Here is a 3,679-nt window from a genome sequence, read left to right as displayed (position 1 = left end):
ACTAGAGGCACGTGTCAAATTAAAAGCGATTTGAGGCTTCGAAATTAATGGCAATGGAGGCTAGCGATGTTGCCAGACCTTCACCGCAGAAATCACGAAGATAAGGGAAAGCATCGGCAAAGGCACGGGGCTAGGCACAATGCCTAGTAACCTCCCACCGATCAAACTGCCAACGATTGAACCTGCGGCCATAATCATCAGAAAAGTCCGTTTAGGTCTCAGGACCGAGAAGCTCTGATCCCTGCTGTAGCGTGCAAAACCAGCGATCATGGTTGGAAGGCTGACAGCCAGCGAGATACTTCCTGCCAATTTGATGTCGGCACCAAAGAGCAAGACCTATGTTTGTATCAGCAGTTCGCCGCCCGCCAGCCTGGGCCGCCGTGAGGAATGGCAAAGCCGCAAAAGACCTGCCGCCGCACAAGATATCGAAAAGCGCACCGATCCCTCCCTCTCGTTTTCTCGCCTGGAGCGGTCTGGCTTCGCAGGCCTGAAATTACTTTAGACTTAAAAGTTTTTTTATGGAAAGCTTGTTCCCGCGAGCATTCGCACCGGGACGGCGGCGAACACGTTCGATGCCTGCGGGAATGGGCAAATCAAAACCGGGCGGAGGGGCTCATGTATGATGCGATTGTCGTAGGTGCAGGCCACAATGGCCTCGCTGCGGCCATACACCTCGCCTCGCGCGGCTGGAAAATTGCGGTCATCGAGCAGGCCGTCGAGGCCGGCGGCGCGGTCAAGACCCGCGAGGTGACGTTGCCTGGCTTCCGTCACGACCTTTGCGCCATGAATCTTTCCATGTTCGCAGGGTCCGCCTTTTTTGCGGACTACAAGGACGAACTGGTCGCACATGGACTGGAACTGGCGCCGGTGTCGGATACGTTTGCGTCTGCCTTTCCCGATGGCGGCTGGTTGGGCGTCAGCGCGAGCCTGGAAGAGACCGCATTGCGCATTGCAGCCATGTCGCCGAAGGATGCCGAGGCGTGGCGGACGATGTTCGCCAAATTCGGCGAGCAGGCGCCGCATATTTTCGGCCTGCTCGGTGCCGAGATGCCTTCGCTGAAAACCGCAAGGGTTGCCTGGAATGCCTGGCGTGCTTTGGGAACCGGCGGACTCTACGACATGGCGCGCATGTTGCTCGCCACACCTCGCGATTTCCTCGACGCGCATTTTGAGAGCGCGAAGGTGAAGGCCATGATGGCCGCATGGGGCTTGCATCTGGATTTCGCGCCCGACACGGCGGGCGGCGCGCTGTTCCCCTATCTGGAATCGATGGCGAACCAGGCTTTCGGAATGGTCATTGGCAAGGGCGGAGCTGATACGATCATTCGCGCGATGAGTTCGCTTCTCAAGGCGAAGGGCGGCGAGATCATCCTCGGCACGGCGGTCGAACGAATTGAAACCGACCGTAAACGCGCGACGGGCGTTAGGCTTGCCGATGGCCGCGTTTTGCGGGCAAGCCGCGCCGTTGTCGCCAATGCGCATCCGCAGCTTGTCTTTGGCAAACTCCTGCCCGATGACCCGGACCGCGTATCTTTCGACACCAGAATTGCCGGCTTTCGCGCTGGCCCCGGAACGATGATGCTTCATCTCGCACTGGACAGTCTGCCGGACTGGAAGGCTGGTGAAGATCTCCAACGCTTCGCCTACGTGCATCTTGCGCCCGAGATGGGCCTCATGGCACGAACCTATGCGGAAGCCGCGGGCGGATTGCTGCCACGGGAACCTGTGCTGGTTGTCGGCCAGCCCACAGCGGTCGACGCAAGTCGGGCTCCGGCGGGCAAGCATGTGCTCTGGGTGCAGGTGCGGGTGGTGCCGGCGGAGATTCTCGGCGATGCTGCCGGAACCATCGCCGCGCGTTCATGGGACGAAGCCAAGGATGCTTATGCGGAACGGGTTCTCGATCTGCTCGATACCTACGCGCCGGGGGTTCGCTCCAAGATTCTCGGGCGAGCTGTGTTCTCTCCCGTGGATCTCGAACGCGAAAACCCGAACCTCATCGGCGGTGACAATTTGTCGGGTAGCCACCGGCTCGATCAGAACTTCATGTTCAGGCCTGTCGCAGGCTGGTCCCGCTACAGGACGCCGATAGAAAAGCTCTATCTCTGCGGCGCTTCGACATGGCCAGGCGCCGGCACAGGGGCAGGATCGGGCTACCTGCTCGGCCGGAAATTGGCCGGCAAGTAACCCGCATAAAGCAATGTCTACTTGAGCGAGGAGCCCAGCAGGAAACCGGAGCCGCCGCCCAATCCCGGCCCGGGATGGGTGGATGCGCCAATGTGGTAAAGCGCCGGAACATGCGTCCGATGGTTGACCGAATTCTTGAGCGGACGCCAGAGAAAGAACTGGTCGATGCCGCAATAGCCACCATAGGGGTCGCCACCTACAAGGTTGACATTCAGCGCTTCAAGATCAGCCGGTGAGTAGCTGCGACGCGCCAGCACGGTTTCGCGGAAGCCTTCGATATGGGTCGCAAGAATATGCTCGATGCGGTCGGCGAATTTTTCCCTGACAGGCTCGGTCCAGCGACCGTCCTTAGGCGTTTCGATCAAGCCCGCCGCGTCACCTTTAAGCAAACGCGGCACTTCAGGCAGTTGCAGCCACAGGATCGCCTTGCCTTCCGGAGCGCGTCCCGGATCGAGCGCTGTCGGTTGACCGACGCAGATCGTCGAAATGGCGGGCAGCATGCCACGCTCAGCCTCGTTGGAGGCGCGTGAGACGCCGTCGAGACCAGGGGTCAGATGGATGAGCGCAACCTTGTCGAGACCATCCGCCTTCCATCGCGGCGGCTGTGACAGCGCGTAGTGAATCTGCATGTTGCCCTTGCCATAGCGATAGGCGGTGACGCCATCCGCGACGGCGGAAGGAAGCTGCTTGCCGGCAAGCAATCGGTCATAGAGCTGGTTCGGCGTAACCGAGCAGATGACACCCTTTGCTGCGTGTAGCGTCGTGCCGTCGGAAAGCCGCACGCCTTTTGCGGCGCCGCCGCCATCAAGCACGATCGCCTCGACATCCGCGCCTGTCTTCACCATGCCATGCTGGTCTTCGATGAGGCGCTTGAAGGCGGCAACGAGATTCTGGGTCCCTCCCTTCACGATCGGACAGCCGGCGGCTTCAACAGCAAATGCAATCACCTTGGCCATTTGCGCCGAATAGGCGCTTTCAGGACCAAGTCCGGAATGCAGCACCCACGGCGCCCATAGCGCTTGCGTCACCTCCGACCGGTAGGTGGTTTCGAGATGAGCCCGCGCCGTCTCCAGCGCCACGCCGAAGAAGGACGCCATGGCGCGCGGGCCCCGCCGCCAGGTCTCCTTCAGCACCGTTTTCAGCATGCCACCGGACCAGAGAGAACCACCGAGCAGCGAGAAAACAAACGGCGCATCGGCACCCATGCCCTCCATCACCTTGGCGAAGCGCCCGCCGTCGCCCTCGGCCAGACCATCGAACAAGGCGATATTGCGCGCCCGTTCGGTTGAGAACACCGCCGCCCGGCCATCGGGCAGCAGCACGGCGGTCGGCGTATCGGTGGTCGCGATCTCGAGGCCGCGCGCATGCAGATCTTTGCCGAGCGCTGCATAGGCCGGCGAGAGAAGAAACAGGACGACGGTCGTTGCCATCACATCATGGACAAAGCCGGGCGCCGTAATTTCTTCGGTACGCAGGCAGCCGCCGAGCCTGTCGT

2 protein-coding genes and 1 pseudogene are annotated in these 3,679 nt (G+C 61.0%); 1 reads left to right on the top strand and 2 read right to left on the bottom strand.

Annotated features, from left to right (window positions below):
• Positions 1-60 precede the first annotated feature (60 nt).
• A pseudogene (locus AC1DUU_RS26195) lies at positions 61-369 on the bottom strand (sulfite exporter TauE/SafE family protein); the annotation flags it as partial.
• A 246-nt stretch (positions 370-615) separates the two neighbouring features.
• On the opposite strand from AC1DUU_RS26195, the gene AC1DUU_RS26190 reads away from it, so the two are divergent.
• The gene (locus AC1DUU_RS26190) at positions 616-2,184 is read left to right on the top strand and encodes a phytoene desaturase family protein (protein ID WP_476786285.1); all 1,569 of its coding nucleotides are present in this window, start codon (positions 616-618) and stop codon (positions 2,182-2,184) included.
• 17 nt (positions 2,185-2,201) lie between these two features.
• Here AC1DUU_RS26190 and AC1DUU_RS26185 read toward each other — a convergent pair.
• A partial coding sequence (locus AC1DUU_RS26185) for a phytoene desaturase family protein (protein ID WP_476786284.1) occupies positions 2,202-3,679 on the bottom strand: 1,478 nt, incomplete at its 5' end.

It is taken from the genome of Aminobacter sp. P4_H6_2 (genome assembly GCF_056400805.1).
The sequence above is the reverse complement of the archived record's forward strand: the minus strand, read 5'-3'. Positions and strand labels throughout refer to the sequence as shown.

Bases quoted from the DNA above. Each gene is read 5' to 3' on its own strand.
- AC1DUU_RS26190 (WP_476786285.1), top strand. From the start codon at position 616: ATGTATGATGCGATTGTCGTAGGTGCAGGCCACAATGGCCTCGCTGCG.